Source organism: Ruegeria sp. HKCCD7559, from assembly GCF_013110575.1.
Taxonomy (GTDB): Bacteria; Pseudomonadota; Alphaproteobacteria; order Rhodobacterales; family Rhodobacteraceae; genus Ruegeria.
On record NZ_WVQU01000003.1, the window covers coordinates 315,195 to 329,769 of the forward strand.

General features: G+C 55.9%; 11 protein-coding genes. 6 read left to right on the plus strand and 5 right to left on the minus strand.

The window, feature by feature from the left end:
- The first annotated feature begins 225 nt into the window (after window positions 1–225).
- Window positions 226–1,347 (plus strand): DNA polymerase III subunit beta, encoded by a 1,122-nt coding sequence (gene dnaN / locus GS605_RS12085; RefSeq protein WP_171617360.1) that lies wholly within the window; start codon window positions 226–228, stop codon window positions 1,345–1,347.
- 59 nt (window positions 1,348–1,406) lie between these two features.
- A complete protein-coding gene (gene recF / locus GS605_RS12090) occupies window positions 1,407–2,504 on the plus strand; it encodes a DNA replication/repair protein RecF (protein WP_171724138.1) in 1,098 nt (365 codons plus the stop codon).
- Here recF and GS605_RS12095 read toward each other — a convergent pair.
- A complete protein-coding gene (locus tag GS605_RS12095) occupies window positions 2,501–3,067 on the minus strand; it encodes a carboxymuconolactone decarboxylase family protein (RefSeq protein WP_171724139.1) in 567 nt (188 codons plus the stop codon). The genes recF and GS605_RS12095 overlap by 4 nt on opposite strands.
- A 100-nt stretch (window positions 3,068–3,167) precedes the next feature.
- Here GS605_RS12095 and GS605_RS12100 point away from each other — a divergent pair, with 100 nt between their 5' ends.
- The 3 genes from GS605_RS12100 to GS605_RS12110 all read left to right on the plus strand — a co-directional run bounded on the left by GS605_RS12100 (window position 3,168) and on the right by GS605_RS12110 (window position 9,765).
- Window positions 3,168–3,740: a TetR/AcrR family transcriptional regulator gene (locus GS605_RS12100; RefSeq protein ID WP_171724140.1), complete on the plus strand. Its 573-nt coding sequence runs from the start codon at window positions 3,168–3,170 to the stop codon at window positions 3,738–3,740.
- A gap of 114 nt (window positions 3,741–3,854) precedes the next feature.
- Complete coding sequence (gyrB, locus tag GS605_RS12105; protein ID WP_152456615.1) at window positions 3,855–6,272, plus strand: DNA topoisomerase (ATP-hydrolyzing) subunit B; 2,418 nt, start codon at window positions 3,855–3,857, stop codon at window positions 6,270–6,272.
- Window positions 6,273–6,996: 724 nt separating this feature from the next.
- Entirely contained in the window at window positions 6,997–9,765 is a 2,769-nt protein-coding gene (locus GS605_RS12110) for an AsmA family protein (protein WP_253283292.1), read from the plus strand.
- A gap of 11 nt (window positions 9,766–9,776) precedes the next feature.
- Here GS605_RS12110 and GS605_RS12115 read toward each other — a convergent pair whose 3' ends face one another.
- Complete coding sequence (locus GS605_RS12115) at window positions 9,777–10,277, minus strand: hypothetical protein (RefSeq protein ID WP_171724141.1); 501 nt, start codon at window positions 10,275–10,277, stop codon at window positions 9,777–9,779.
- 208 nt (window positions 10,278–10,485) lie between these two features.
- Entirely contained in the window at window positions 10,486–10,812 is a 327-nt protein-coding gene (locus GS605_RS12120; protein WP_253283293.1) for a mechanosensitive ion channel domain-containing protein, read from the minus strand.
- Between the two features lie 441 nt (window positions 10,813–11,253).
- Between GS605_RS12120 and GS605_RS21065 the strand changes: the two genes are divergently transcribed.
- Window positions 11,254–11,481 (plus strand): hypothetical protein, encoded by a 228-nt coding sequence (locus tag GS605_RS21065; RefSeq protein WP_245218079.1) that lies wholly within the window; start codon window positions 11,254–11,256, stop codon window positions 11,479–11,481.
- A gap of 153 nt (window positions 11,482–11,634) precedes the next feature.
- Here the strand turns inward: GS605_RS21065 and GS605_RS12130 are convergent, their stop codons facing one another.
- Entirely contained in the window at window positions 11,635–13,134 is a 1,500-nt protein-coding gene (locus GS605_RS12130; protein ID WP_171635708.1) for an AMP-binding protein, read from the minus strand.
- Window positions 13,131–14,534, minus strand: a complete 1,404-nt coding sequence (locus tag GS605_RS12135; RefSeq protein WP_171724142.1) for an aldehyde dehydrogenase family protein — start codon at window positions 14,532–14,534, stop codon at window positions 13,131–13,133. The genes GS605_RS12130 and GS605_RS12135 overlap by 4 nt, the downstream gene beginning before the upstream one ends.
- Window positions 14,535–14,575 lie beyond the last annotated feature (41 nt).

Consider the following 14,575-nt stretch of genomic DNA (forward strand, 5'->3'; position numbering starts at 1 on the left):
TCCGCGCCTTTAATGCAGGAAACCGCCCCGGTTCCTTGGGTCCGGGGCGTTTCTTGTGCGCATTAGTCCACGGTTGGATCAGAACTGGTGCCTGTCAGGCACGCTGCCCTTGACGCTGGACGCAATCCAACCCAGAAATCCGTAAAAAATCCTTGTGCCTCAGGGTGGAACCGCTAACGTGCCAGTCCCGCCCATGTCGGTACGCAAGTCAGAGGAATTGAGGGTATGAAGATCAGCATCGAACGCGGCACCCTTCTCAAGGCCGTTTCGCAGGCCCAATCCGTAGTGGAACGCCGCAATACCATTCCCATACTTGCGAATGTCCTGATTGAGGCGGAAGGCGATCAGGCGCTGTTTCGCGCGACCGATCTGGATATCGAAGTGGTCGACAAAGCCCCGGCGCAGGTCGAGAAAGCCGGTGCCACCACCGTGGCCGCGACCACCTTGCACGAGATCGTGCGCAAACTGCCCGACGGAGCGTTGGTCACGCTGACCGCGGACAGCGCGGCAGGGCGTCTGACGGTTGAGGCGGGTCGGTCGAATTTCTCGCTGGCGACGCTGCCGAAAGAGGATTTCCCGGTCATGGCGTCGTCGGAGTATCAATCAAATTTCACGGCTTCGGCTGCCCTGCTGCGACGGTTGTTCGACAAGTCGAAATTCGCAATCTCAACAGAAGAGACCCGGTATTATCTGAACGGTGTCTATATGCATGTGGCCGACGGATCCGATGGCGGCAAGGTGCTGCGCTGCGTGGCCACCGACGGCCACCGGCTTGCTCGGATCGATGCCGATTTGCCGGATGGTGCAGAGGGTATGCCGGGCGTTATCGTCCCGCGTAAAACCGTAGGCGAACTGCGCAAGCTGCTGGACGATGATGAAATGGATATCGCGGTTTCGGTCAGCGAAACCAAGGTGCGTTTCGCCACGCCGGATATCACGCTGACCTCGAAGGTCATCGACGGAACCTTTCCCGACTACACGCGCGTTATCCCGCAAGGAAATACGCGCAAGCTGGAAGTGGATGCTGCCGAGTTCGCACAGGCCGTGGACCGGGTGGCAACGGTGTCTTCCGAGCGTTCGCGTGCGGTAAAGCTGCAACTGGATGGCGACAAGCTGGTCCTGTCGGTGAACGCTCCAGACAGTGGCGCCGCCGAGGAAGAACTGGCCGTCGCCTATGGTGATGAGCGTCTGGAGATCGGGTTCAATGCCAAATATCTGCTGGAGATCGCGTCTCAGGTGGATCGAGAGAATGCGGTGTTCATGTTCAATTCAGCTGGCGATCCGACCCTGATGCGCGAAGGCAATGATCAGAGCGCGGTTTACGTCGTCATGCCAATGCGCGTCTAATCGCGCGGACGCGCCATGCCTCCGGCGGGAGTATTTTTGAAAAGATGAAGGGAGGGGTCATGGGATTGGCCCTGACCGAGCTTACGGTCTCGCATTTTCGGTCTCACAAGCTGGCGCGGTTGTCTCTGGACGGGCGGCCGGTGGCGATTCACGGGCCGAACGGGGCTGGCAAGACCAATATTCTGGAAGCGGTATCCTTGTTTTCACCCGGTCGCGGAATGCGGCGGGCAAGCGCGGCCGAGATGACGCGGCGGCCCGAGGCGTTGGGCTGGAAACTGTCGGGACTGTTGCAATCGCAGGGTCAGAATTTCGAAATCGAAACTTGGTCTGAGGGTGGTGCAGCACGGCAGGTGAGGATTGACGGAAAATCCGCCACCCAGATTGATCTGGGTAAACTTGCGCGGGTGGTCTGGCTGGTTCCATCCATGGACCGCCTGTGGATTGAAGGGGCCGAAGGCCGGCGCCGGTTTCTTGATCGCATTGCGCTCAGTTTTGATCCGTCTCATGCAGAGGCCTCGCTGGCTTACGAAAAAGCGATGCGCGAACGGAACCGTTTGCTGAAAGAGCAGGTTCGGGACGCGCATTGGTATGCTGCGCTTGAGGGTCAGTTGGCCGAGATGGGGCATCGTATCCACACAGCGCGATTGGCGGCGTTGAGCCATCTGAGGGTGGCGCAGGATCAGGCGGAAACGGCTTTTCCGTCTGCCGAGTTGGAATTGGTGCAAACCGAAGGCGCGATGCCCGAAACGGCAGAGGATCTGCGCGAGGCTTTGAATGAAAGCCGGTTCAGGGACTTGGCTGCGGGTCGGACTTTGGTTGGGCCGCATCGGTCAGACTTGTATGGCGTCTTTGCTGCCAAGGGTGTTCCCGCCAAGGATTGTTCGACCGGTGAGCAGAAGGCGCTGCTGGTTTCATTGATCCTGTCCAATGCCCGAGCTTTGGCTGCAATGGTGGGTGCGCCACCGATCGTTTTGCTGGATGAGGTGGCCGCTCATCTGGACGCGGGCCGGCGCGCTTCACTTTATGACGAGATTTGTGCGTTGGGTGCTCAGGCCTGGATGACGGGCACCGGGCCTGAACTGTTTGAGGAGTTGAGTGACCGGGCCCAGACGCTGATCGTGACCGAAGGCGATGAGGGGTCGGTCGTGGCGGTTTAGGCCGGTTCGTTGACTTTGCGCTCCCACAGGAAACCGCGCATGACTTCATCGACCGGTGTTTTGGCCATGTGGTTGACGTAGTTTGACATGGTTTTTTGTGCCAGGCCCAGCACCACGTCCAGAACCGCGCGATGCGAATAGCCCGCGTCGAAGAACGCCTGAAGCTGTTCCTCGGTCGGGTTGCCACGGGTTTCCATCACTTGCAGGGTGAAGCTGCGCAGCGCTTCGAGTTTGGGCGAAGGCAGTGGGGTTTCATTGCGCAGAGCCTGGGAGATTTCGTCTGATACCTTCATCATCTTTGCGATGCCGGTGTGCGCGGGCACGCAGTAATGGCATTCGTTTTCCACATTGATGGTCTGCCAGACGACGGTTTTCTCATCGTTGTCAAAATCGGTCTGCAAGAACAGGCTGTGCAGAACTTGATAGCCTTCAAGGTGCTGTGGGCTTTCTGCCATCACCTTGTGCAGGCCCGGCAAACGGCCAAAAGCGGTCTGGGACTTTTCCAACAGTGGTTTGGATGCTTCGGGTGCGGATTCTATGTCATGAGACGGGAAAGTGGCCATGTCGGAACTCCTGTTTCTGGCGCGATGGGTGGTATTTAGGGTTTCTTGAGTGATCACTCAAGTATATATTTGAGCGAACGTTCAAGAATTGGTGATGCCGATGCCCCGCAAACCCGCATATGATCGCGACGCGTTGATCGAGAAGGCCCGTGACATCTTTTGGCGTCAGGGTTGGGCTGGTACGTCGCTGAAGGACCTTGAGCGGGAATTGAAGCTGAAACCCGGCAGTTTCTACGCGGCTTTCGGGTCGAAGGACGCGCTCTATGCGTTGACGCTGGAAAGCTACACGCAAGAAGGTGTGGCGCGCCTGAAAGCCCTTGCTGAAAGACTGGGGCCGAAGGAGGCGCTCAAGGCGCAACCACGTCTGGTCATCGAAGCGGTCGAGAACCCGGCAAAGGCCTGCATGCTGGCAAAGACATATGCCGAGTTGCAGGCGAAGGATCATGCGCTTGCGGATCAGGCCGCGCGTCACATGGCGGAAATGAAGGCGTGTTTCGCCGACCTGTTCCGCAGCGCCCAGGCCGCCGGTGAAATCCGGCCTGAACATGACCCGGATCGGCTGGCGGCCCGGTATCAGTCGGACATTCTGGGGCTTCGGTTATCGGCCGAACGCAAGGACGTCGATGCGCTGGAAATCGCGGCGGATATCGCTTCTGACATCGACCGGTTATGAGGTGGATTCAGATGGGCAGAAAACGACTTGAGCACACACAAAATATTGGGGGATCGCGTGACAATCCCCACCAGAAAACGTATAAGGTACCAAAATAATATAGGTACTGACTGAATGTCCGAAGACGCACAGGCTCCTCAAGAATACGGCGCAGATTCAATCAAAGTTCTCAAGGGTTTAGAGGCCGTTCGCAAACGCCCCGGGATGTATATCGGGGACACGGATGATGGATCGGGCCTGCACCACATGGTGTATGAGGTTGTCGACAACGGAATTGACGAAGCGCTGGCGGGTCACGCCGACCATGTGACCGTGAAAATTCACGCGGATTCCAGCGTTTCGGTCAGCGACAACGGCCGCGGAATTCCGGTTGATATCCACCCGGAAGAAGGCGTTTCAGCGGCAGAGGTCATCATGACCCAGCTGCACGCGGGCGGCAAGTTCGACAGCAACTCTTACAAGGTGTCGGGCGGCCTGCATGGCGTGGGTGTTTCGGTAGTAAACGCCCTGTCGGACTGGCTGGAGCTGCGCATTTGGCGCGCGGGCAAAGAGCACGTGGCGCGATTTGAGGGCGGTGAAACAGCAGAGCATCTGAAGGTTGTCGGCGAATGCGGCGATCGTACGGGAACCGAAGTGCGGTTTCTGGCGTCGACCGACACGTTCTCGAATCTCGAATACTCGTTCGAGACGTTGGAAAAACGGCTGCGCGAACTGGCATTCCTGAACTCGGGCGTGCGGATCATCCTGATCGACGAACGCCCTGCCGAGCGGCTGGAGACCGAGCTGTTCTACGAAGGCGGCGTAAAGGAGTTCGTCAAATACCTCGACCGATCCAAAACGCCGGCCATGCCCGAGCCGATCTATATCAAGGGTGAGCGCGACGATATCGGTGTCGAGATCGCCATGTGGTGGAATGACAGCTACCACGAAACTGTACTGCCATTCACCAACAACATTCCGCAGCGCGACGGCGGGACCCATGTGGCTGGGTTCCGGGGGGCTTTGACCCGGACGATCAACAACTATGCGCAGTCCAGCGGGATCGCGAAAAAGGAAAAGGTCAGCTTCACCGGCGATGATGCGCGCGAAGGTTTGACCTGCGTATTGTCGGTGAAAGTGCCCGACCCGAAATTCTCGTCCCAGACCAAGGACAAGCTGGTTTCCTCCGAGGTCCGCCCGGCTGTCGAAGGTCTGATGAACGAAAAACTGGCCGAGTGGTTCGAAGAAAACCCCAACGAGGCCAAGAATATCGTCGGCAAGATCATCGAGGCTGCGTTGGCCCGGGAAGCTGCGCGGAAGGCACGCGAGCTGACCCGACGCAAGACGGCGATGGATGTGAACTATCTGGCGGGCAAGCTGAAGGATTGTTCCGAGAAGGATCCATCGAAAACCGAAGTCTTCCTGGTCGAGGGTGACTCGGCTGGTGGTTCCGCCCAGACCGGCCGGGACCGTCTAACGCAGGCGGTTCTGCCCTTGCGGGGGAAAATCCTGAACGTCGAACGCGCCCGGTTCGACCGGATGCTGTCGTCTCAGGAAATTGGCAACCTCGTCATGGCGCTGGGCACTGGCATTGGCCGCGATGAGTTCAACATCGAAAAGCTGCGCTACCACAAGATCGTCATCATGACCGATGCGGATGTGGACGGCGCGCATATCCGGACCCTGTTGCTGACCTTCTTCTATCGGCAGATGCCTGAGCTGATCGAGGGCGGGTACCTCTATATCGCGCAACCGCCGCTGTACAAGGTTTCCCGCGGAAAGTCAGAGGTTTACCTGAAGGATCAGGCCGCTCTGGATGACTATCTGATCAATCAGGGCGTCGAAGGCGCGGTTCTGAAACTCGGCTCGGGTGAGGAAATCATCGGCCAGGACCTGACCCGCGTGGTGGATGAGGCGCGTCAGCTGAAACGTGTGCTGGACGCGTTTCCAACGCATTACCCGCGTCATATTCTGGAACAGGCCGCCGTTGCAGGAGCCTTTGTGCCTGGCGCTGTTGATGCTGACCTGCAAGGTGTGGCTGACAAAGTCGCCGCACGGCTGGATCTGATCGCGTTGGAGTACGAACGCGGTTGGCAGGGTCGTATCACACAGGATCACGGGATCCGGCTGGCCCGTATCCTGCGCGGTGTCGAAGAGGTTCGCACGCTGGACGGCCCGATGCTGCGCTCGGGCGAGGCGCGCAAGACCGGCAGCTTTACGCAGAGCCTGCAAGAGATCTACAACTCTCCGGCCACTTTGAACCGCCGTGATCGCAGCCAGATGATCCACGGTCCGCTGGACTTGTTGCGCGCCATTCTGGAAGAGGGTGAAAAGGGCTTGTCCTTGCAGCGCTATAAAGGCTTGGGTGAGATGAACCCTGACCAGCTGTGGGAAACGACACTGGACCCGGATGCGCGGACGCTGCTGCAAGTGCGCGTGGATGACATGGTCGAGGCGGATGATCTGTTCACCAAGTTGATGGGTGACGTCGTGGAACCTCGTCGGGAGTTCATCCAGAAAAACGCCTTGAGTGTTGAGAATCTGGATTTCTGATCATGTGTAGGTTTGCGAATAACACTTCGCGCACCCCATAAGTTTGCATAGTTTGCCCATAGTTTTGCGCTGCGCGATTGTCTGCCTTAGCGATGAATTCAATCAGTTTTTGGCTTAGTCGTTGCGGTTATGGTCCTTTGCGTTGCTCGATCACGCAAAGGGCCTTCCTAAGGAACCTTGGGTTCCATGCGGCCTTTTTGCTTGGATTCTCGCGAACGTCTGCGACGCGCAGAAAGCAGACTTTGCAAAGTTTCGCGGACGGCCCTTTTCAAGTTTTATGAAGTCTACTTTGATGCCGCACTGGGGCGATTCGAAGCTGCCGTTCGTTGCATGCGCAAATACTAGTGCCTGAATTTTCTGCCTCCACGGCACTATGCACTATAAGTCTATCTCCATCTGTCAGGACGACTGAACGCCAGCAACGAAAAAACACCGCACTGCGCAATCGGGAACAAAGTCGCGGCAGAGCTGATGAAATTGCCAGACGCGTTCAGCCCGTTTGTGTGATCAAAGGGCGGAAAATCTAGGCGCGAGTGTGGACACTCCCGATAGCACAGCACAAACCCATGGACTTTCTTTGTGAACGAGCTGACCTGGGCGAGAGGCCACCAAAACTCAGAAAATAGGATGCAATCCTACGGACGCAACCAACGCGACATAGCAATCACTATATCCTTAGTTGCCAGAAAGATTGGAGATTTCCGATTTGCGGTTAAACTGAATTATGAAAGCGATCACAGGGAAGCAAATGAGAACTTGGCTGTTTAGGATAATTGGATTCGTTGCGCTACTCGCTTTTGCAGCAATCGCTTTTGTTTGGTTGCTACTTGCTGCGCCGTTGTTCTCAGATATGCGACGCAACCTTGTGGAAAAGGCTCTTTCGGAACAAATTGGGCAGCCGCTTCTGGTCAACGACGATGTGAGCGTCGCACTAGGTCGCATTACCCACATCTATGTCGGCGGCGTGGTCATCCCGAGCGAGACACTGCCAGAGACCTCTCTTGCAGAATTGAAACTGCTTGAACTGGAACTGGACGTTGCCGCCTTGGCCAACGGACGTCTGCACTTTGACAACCTTTTGGTGGACGGTCTTCAGGCTAACTTTCTTACAGCCACGGATGGGACAACAAGCTGGCGAAAAAGCCGACCAATGCCAACGCCTCAAACCAACGGATCGCTTGCAGAGGACAATCAGGATGCTGAGGCCGAACTCGAAACGTCCGAAGTTGGTGGCAAAGAAAACAGTGGGATTCTTACTTTTCTCAGCGACAAGAACGTCAATTTCACATCAATCGGGTTAAACATCGACGACAAGGTCTCGGGCTTCTCATTTGTGTTTGACCTTCAGTCGCTTGCGCTTGAACAAGTAGATAACGGAAAAAGAACAAAGGTCTCTGGTTCCGGCTCGGTCAACGGTCAAGGTTTTGAAATCAAGGGCGACTATCCCCATGACGCGCCGTTTACGACGAGAGCCAACTTTGGAGAAATGACTGTCCGCTACGATGGCGAGCCATTCGCGGAAGACGAAGGTGGCGGTTACCGGGCTGTGCTGGAGATGGATACTGGCGAATTCGGTGACTTTCTCGATGTCATGGGATTGGAACGCGTTCTGGAAGGTAATGGCCAGTTGCAAGCTGAGCTTGTGTCTCAGGACGCCCTAAAGATCGAAGCATTTACTACAACCGTAAGCCTTGAAGATGGGCAAAAACTCGAAGCTGAAGGTTCGATAGATGACCTCTATACAGCTAAAGGCGTCGATCTGCTTTTCAATGCGCGCCTTCACCCAGAGGGGCAGCCGCCTCAAGCAGCAAAGAGTATCCAAGATCTGAAGTTCACTGGCTTTGAAATGCATATGGTTGGATCCCTCGCCTCCTTCGAATTCGAGAAGCTACTGTTCGAAACCAACGCCTTTGACCAAGGGTTGGACGTGATCGGCCCAGCCTCTATTGAGAGCATTCGCCGCATGCCGGATGGCCGCCTCGCGATGTTGGGCATTACCTTGCAAGCCGGCCCAATTGAGGAGCCGGTGCTAAAAGCCCAAGGCGAAATACTCGACCTGCTTCAGCTTCAGGACGTGAGCTTCGATGGCATGCTGAATGGGCCTGCCAAGTTGATTTTGCCCGATCTCGACGAAGGTTTTGTCGACCAGTTTGGCGGTATTAAGGCGGACTTCAGCATATCCAATGCGGGAGGCCCGGTATCACTAAATAGGTTCAACGCGACCAGCTATGACACCGATCTTTGGGCGCTCGACCTTGCGTTGTCGGTCAATGAGCTCAAAGGGCTGGCCGGGCTTGATTTCGACGTGAACCTGGATGTGGGCGATGGTGCTCAATTTCTGAACGCGCTCAACCTGCAACCTATCGAAATTGGCGCACTCGGCATTGATGCTGAAACCTCAAAGCAGGGCGAGGACTTTAATGCTGCAATCGAGTTCGAAGCTGGCTCCTCGCAGCTTCTAGCGGCTTTCGATGCAAAATTTCCGGATGGCTCTTCTGTTGTTCGCGGCAACGTTACCAGCGAGAGGCTCGATCTCAACGACCTGAAGAACCTGACTGCCGTGCTGGACCAATTGAAAAGCCTGGTAGGGGAAACCCCAAAAGAACCTGAAGCCGAAGTTCAGCCTTTGGTTTTGTCGAAGGAGACAAACGTCCAGCCCTTGGTGTTGCCAAAGGAAAAAGGGAAGCCTGCCGATCTTCTGGATGTGCAACGCGTGCTGCGAGAAGCTGGCGTCGAGGTACAGATCGAATTCAAAGAGATTGTAGGCCAGCAAGGCGTAACATCTGTTTCCAGCCAATTGTCTGCAAAAGACGGAATCGTGGATTTCGGACCTCTTCAGATGGCTTATGGCGGCGGAACCTTCAGCCTGCGGGCGGTCATGGATCTGATTGACTCACCTGATTGGCTTTCATTGTCGGGGTCGACCTCAGGGTGGGAGTTCGGTGAGATCCTTGATGAGTTAGGGATTGGAATTGATGCCTACGGGCGTTTGAGTGGTGAATTCAACGTTTCGGGCAGTACCGCCTCGGGCAAGGCCTTCATCAACTCCATGCGCGGCAAAGCGTCTTTGTCGATGTCGCAAGGTTACATTAGTACCAGTCTTCTTGAGTTGGCCGGGCTAGGTATTTTCCCTTGGCTGTTTTCAGAAGAGTTCAGACAAGGCTACACCGACATCACTTGCGTGGTTGCTCCGGTTGATATTCAGGCCGGGCGGGTCAGTTCAAACTCCATCGTCATTGAAACAGCATCTGTTCAGTTGGTGGCCAGGGGACAAGTGGACTGGCTGAACGATACGATTGCAATACGAGCGGAGCCACGGCGCGTGGGCAAACCCCTTTCCCGCAGCGCTTGGCCGTTTGATGTGACAGGTCAGCTTTCATCACCGAAGTTCAAGCTGGACGTGGGTGGGTCTAGGAACAAGGCTCCAGAGGGCGCTGATGCAATGCCAGTAAACAGGCAACCTTGCGTGCCAGACATCAACCAATTGCAGTAATCGGTCGCGACCTAATTCTTCAGCGGATCTGGCTGCTCCGCCTGACACGCCAGAACGGCCTCAATGGCTTTTGCGGATCCGCTTAAATCGAGTTCGACTTCGGCTCCGCTTTCGCCAATGATCGTAACGCTTTGGCGTTTTCCAAACTCGGTTACAAATGCCGGATTGTCGAAAAATGCGTAGCCACCGGGCACGCCATTCTTGTAGACACCTACGGCCTCACCTTCGAACTGCGCATCACCAAAATCAAATCTTACTATGCCTGTCGCACCGTCCTCGACTTGAACCCAGGCCGGATTGTAGGCGGCAAAAAAGCCGCCAGCCTGGTTTGGTGCAGCGCCAATTTCTACTGTCATATCGTCTTCAAAGGCTCTCCACGCGAGACAACCGTTGCCTTTTTCTGGATCGATGAGAATTGCCCAGTCGCCGGACTTACCCCACTGTTCCATCCCGGCTGCGTGAACAAACCCAGGCAGAAGCACTACAGTTGCGGAAAGTACCCACTTGATCATCCGGAGCCTCGCTGAGTTCTGAAGATTTCTTGTTTGATTCTAATCATTGCTCAATATCAATCAATCCAATCCGACGACGGCGGTGTTGCGTTTTTGAAGTTTCATAGATGACCCTGACGAGTTGTTAGTCAGATATGTGAGCAAGCTCACACTCAAGCAGCTGAAGGTATTTTGGGTTCCGGTGGGTCAGCGATGTAAGACGGAGTCATTATTTGAGTTTCGTTTTCATTAAAAACATCGACAATGTTCTCGCGAAGATCCGACAAAATTTTGGTAAACTCGATCCACGAGAAGTGTACGCGTTGATTTCATAGTTGATCGCGTAATCTGCCAACTGGGTCCAAAGCAAAAATGGCTCTGGGCTCTTTCTCAACCCTCGCGTTCGGTGTGCCGCCTCAATCAGCATCGCTTTGATTTTCTTGGGAGGCTCCTCGTAGCCAATCCCCACCGTCGTATGCACCAATAGCCCCCGACCATCCACTTTTCGTGAGTAGTTCACAACTTCGGAATTGAGCAGCTGGCCTTTGGAATACATATCATCTCGTTTTTGATCGATTTGATGAGTGTTTCCATCAGTTTGATCTCTGTTACGTCGCCGATCTTGTCACCGACCTTAAGCCACAGGAGCCGGTTTGTTCGATGGGTTCTCTGTGGCACGCAAACTTATGGGCAAATCGTGCAAAGTTATGCATAGACAAAGCGCAGAGTTATGGGCAATCTTCCAAGATTTTCTTCAATGAAATAAATGTTGGGAATGCAGCGTAATGAGCGGACCTACACATGCTTAGATGCGCGCATAGCACTGCGGATACCCCATAGTTTTGCGGTATCCGCCCATAGTTCTGCGGGTTAGTTGGTTGGTTTTGAACGGGTGGCTCGGCGTTGGCGTGTCTTCATCGAATCGGCCATACTGTCATGCAGGCGGGCCTGCTCAAATCGAAAAGTGGCTACAGGGAAGCCACCCGATATCTACCTGATGGTACATCGCCCGCCGTTCTTCATGGGAAGCAAGCTCGGTGTGAAGCTGGAATGGCGCTTGAGGAAAACAAAGAACTCGCCCAAGGGCGAGGCACTGGCCAGGCATCTTCTGGCAGAGTGGGATCTGGAACTTGGTCGGTTGATCGTCTTGATGAAAGCCGGGTTCCATTGGATCGTGGGCTCTACTTCTCCTGCCGCCCCGGCGATCAAGACAGGGTCACGGTGAGAATTTTCATGAAATGGCTCAAATCGTTTTAAGCTCTGGTTCCGGCCCAAGCCTCGGGAATGCCGTTATTGGTCAATGCCTTGCGAACGCCCGTCTGGTTTGCATATCGGAAATTGCAAGCCTGCTTGCGGGGCCTCTATGGGCTGCAATCGGTCACTGTGTCAAAACAGGCAGCTTAATCCTTTGGATCTTTCCAGATGGACCCTTTGGCAAGTCTTGCAACAAGTGCACCTTATCAGGTGATTTGAAGGCACCCAGCCGTTGGACGCATATCGCGATGAGTTGGTCGGATGAAACGCTTGACCCGGTTCGCAATTTGACGGCGGCCTCGACGCGTTCACCGTAGGTTTTGCAAGGGCGTGCAAATGCGGCAGCCTCGATCACGTCAGGGTGCGAATATAGAGCTTCGTCGATTTCACGAGGGGCGATGTTTTCTCCGCCCTTTATGATCAGCTCTTTCAAACGGCCGGTCACGAAGAAGTACCCGTCTTCGTCCATATGCCCTAGGTCTCCGGTGCGCAGCCAGCCATCGGGCGTGAATGTCGCGCGCGTGGCATCCGGGTTCTTCAGATATTCTCTCATCAAATTGGGGCCGCGTACGGCGATTTCGCCCTTGGTGTTTGGCGGCAGGGGGGTCAGATCTGCCGACAGGATACATGCCTCGTTGCCGTAAGCTTTGCCCGGCGACCCAATCTTGCGGACGCCCGGCGGCAGCGGGTTGGACAAGATCTGTGCGGCTGTTTCCGTCAGGCCCATTGTTTCGACGATGGGGACTTCAAAACGGGTTTCAAACGCGGTTTGTACATCTGGTGCAAGCGGCGAGGATGCCGAGCGGCCGAAACGAAGGCGTGCTCTGGTTTCCTGCGCGGGTGTCAATTCGGAATGCAGCAAGTGCGAAATGATGGTCGGCACCACCGAAAACCACGTGGTTTTGGCGCTCTGGCACTGGTCCCAGAATTTGCGCGTTGAAAACTTTTCGGCCACGGCCAGGGAACCGCCGGAAACAAGCGCGCTCAGCACGGTCACGCAGAGCCCGTTGATGTGATAGATCGGAAGCACGCAAAGACCACGATCCGCCGGTGTCAGCTTGTGCGCAACGGTAGGGGTCCATCCGCCTGCCAGCAGGCTGAAGTGACTGTGCACGACCCCCTTCGGGCGACCGGTTGTCCCTGAGGTATACATGAGCAGCGCGTCGTCATCGGGACCAAGCGCATGGAGATCAGGGGCCTTATCGAAACGAGAGGCTGAATACCGCGTCATCTCTTTGGGGCGAACTCTGTCGAACAGATCGGCCTGCGCGTCGCCGACAAACGCAATTCGTGCGTCGCAATGGCCCAGCGCATATCCAATGGCCTCGTCCCCGGCGACAAGGTTGATGACCGTTGCGCGGAACCCGCCATAGAGCACGCCGTAAAGGCATTCGATCGCCTCGCGCCCATTTGGTTGAAGGATGGCAACGCTGGCCCCCTTGTCCAATCCCTGCGCGGTCAGATTTTCGGCCAGTTTTCGTGCCCGATCCCTCAGGGATGACCAGGTTAGCGCAGCTTCTCCGTCGAAAAACAGATAAGCATCACGATCACCGATGGTGCTTGCGCGTTCGTCCAGCCAGCTGCGGATTGTCCCTCCTGGGGGCGTCTGATCGTCCATACTCATGTCCCCGCATCAGCCCAATAATCCGCGAAGATATCTTCGACGGAAGGTTCGATTGCCGGGATTTCACGGATGACTTTGGTGCTTTGGACAAAGTGTTTCCAATGCAGGTTCTCATCAATCGCATTGCCACCCCAGCTGCCACACCCCATCGAAAGCGAGAAAGGCATGCCGTTGTTGAATGACCCTCCGGTCGCAAAGGTGTGAGCCTGATTGACGATTACGCGGCAGGTGGGCATCGAGGCACCCAACGCCACCGCACGGGCATCATCGGCGGTGTGTATCCCGATGGAATGCCCCGCGCCCTGATACCGCAAGATTTGAGCGGCTATGGCTTGGGCGTCCTCGAAATCGTTTGCACGATAGAGCGCAGCCACGCGGCTTAGTTTCTCACCCGAAAGCGGATGATCCGGACCGATCCCCTTGGTTTCAACTGCAAGGAACCTTGTGTTTTCAGGCACCTGACCAACCATGCCCAGTGCCTTGATCATCTTGTCGGCGTCCTGTGCGATCACTTCGCGGCTCAGATGCCCATCCGGCCAAAGCTTTGAGACGATCTGGTTTTCGTCCTTCACCAATGTGCCTCCTTCATCGGCAAGGGCTGCGACGAAATCATCATAGATTGCGTCGACGGCGATGATTGCGTTCTCGGACGAACAGGAGGTCGCATTGTCGAAAGTCTTGGAGGCCGTGATCTTCCGGGCAGCGGCCTTCAGGTCAGCTGTCTCATCGACGATCACGGTGACATTGCCCGCACCGACGGCCACCGCAGGGGTGCCGCATGTCTGTGCGCGGTGCACATTGTTTTGACTGCCGGTGCAGATCACCCGGTCGCAGAGCTCCATCATCGCCTGAGTCTTGGCCTTGGAACCCGGCGGGGGAATCATCTGGACCAGATCGTGATCCAGCCCCAGTTTGTCGAACTCGGCATGAATGTAACGCAAAAGCAGCTCGCAGCTTGCAACGCCTTTGGGTGACGGGGCGACAACAACCGAGTTGCCGCATTTCAACGCGTTGATGATGTTGTTGGCGGGTGTGGCTGCCGGGTTCGTCGACGGCACCACGGCGCCAATCACCCCGATTGGGCGCGCAATCTCGGTGATGCCGGTACTTGCATCCTCATGGATGATCCCATGGGTTCTGACGTCTTTTATGTCGCGCATCAGGCCAAGGGTCTTGCGATGGTTCTTGATCACCTTGTCCGGCACGTTGCCCAGTCCTGTCGTCTTGACCGCAAGTTCGGCCAAAGCCCTGTTGCGTGAAGGCTCCATGATCGCCCAGGCGGCGGCAGCTGCTGCGCGGTCATAGCGCGTCTGGGTGGCGCCGGTTTCGTATTCTTTCTGAGCGGTGCGCGCACGGGTCATGATCAAACTGACTTGGGCGATGTCATCATGTGCATTCATCATTGAATTCCTATTGGTGGGGACAGGGCGGAAACCGCCCC